The 1274-nt window shown below is 70.6% G+C and carries 2 protein-coding genes; both read right to left on the minus strand.

Annotated features, from left to right (window positions below; genetic code table 11):
• Positions 1-529: BCCT family transporter (locus B3611_RS10130; RefSeq protein WP_414646334.1), on the minus strand; the 529-nt coding region annotated here is incomplete at its 3' end.
• Between the two features lie 128 nt (positions 530-657).
• On the minus strand, positions 658-1274 hold a 617-nt coding region (gene rsmI / locus B3611_RS10135; RefSeq protein ID WP_291314953.1), incomplete at its 5' end, for a 16S rRNA (cytidine(1402)-2'-O)-methyltransferase.

Genomic DNA, 1274 nt, shown 5'->3' on the forward strand with positions numbered 1-1274 from the left:
TGCCCGCGGCGAACATCATCGCAATCCACGATGCCGTGCTGAACTCGGGTTGCTCGTCCGGCCGGCCCAGGCGGATGGTACCGAAGCTCGAGAACGCGATCGCGAGGATGAAGAAGACGAAGACGGTGCCGAAGAGGATGAACGCCCAGCCGAGGTTGGTGATCACCCAGCTAAACGACGCATCCGCGAACGCGGAGAAGCTGTCGGCGCCGAACAGGCCCCACAGCACCACCCCGGCGACAACCACCGCGAGCGGGGCGATGATGGACCAGTCGATGCGGGCGTTCTCGTCCTCGGCCGCGTGGGAGACGGTCTCCTCGTCGGCGAGGTGGTCGTGGCTCAGCCCGCGGCTGTCGGCCTCGAGCAGGGAGGCCAGCTCGCTCGTCGCGGACTGGGTCGGTCCGGCATCCTGGGTCTCCCCCTCCCGGGCGGACCCGCCCTTGCCGGCCGAGGCTCTGGTGGACCCGGCGGCCTGATCGGCCGCGCCGGGTGTGGACGCGTGCGTGGAATCGGGCTCGTCGTGCGCCATATACCTGCTACTCCTTCTGCAAATATCCGAAATACCAAGGAAAAGAATTGGAAATCAGAAGGCAGGCTAACCCATGGCGTGGGTTTTTACGAACCGGGTCCGCGCCCGGCCGGCAGAAAAACGGGGGTTCAGCGCGCCGCGCGGGCGGCGACGGCTTCGTCGTAAAGCTCCCCCGATTTCGCACCGTGGGCCCGGGCGACGTCCTTCACCGCGTCCTTGAGCCGCGCCCCGGCGTCCACCTTCTCAAAGACGAGCTCGAGAAGATCCGCAGGTTCCGGGGCGTCGGGCTCCCCGCCCTCGATGACCACGGTGATCTCCCCGCGCAGGCCCCCCGCGGCCCACTCGGCCAGCTCGCCCAGGCGGCCCCGCCTGACCTCCTCGTAGGTCTTCGTCAGCTCGCGGCAGACCGCGGCGCGCCGGTCCGGCCCGAGGACCTCCGCCGCGTCGCGCAGGGTCGTCGCGATGCGGTGGGGGGACTCGAAGAAGCAGACCGCGCGCGGCTGGGCCGCCAGGGACTGAAGCCACGCCCTCCGCGGGCCCGCCTTGCGGGGGGCGAAGCCGTCGAAGATGAAGTGACCCACGTTCAGCCCCGACAGGGCCAGCGCGGTGGTCACAGCGGAGGGGCCCGGCGCGCAGGTGACCGGGATGCCCGCGTCGTGCGCGGCGGTGAGGATGGCGTGGCCCGGGTCGGATACGAGCGGCATCCCGGCGTCGCTGACCACGAGCACCGTGCCGCGGCGGGCGG

The organism is Corynebacterium sp. UBA2622, assembly GCF_002339505.1.
In the GTDB taxonomy this organism is placed as follows: domain Bacteria; phylum Actinomycetota; class Actinomycetes; order Mycobacteriales; family Mycobacteriaceae; genus Corynebacterium.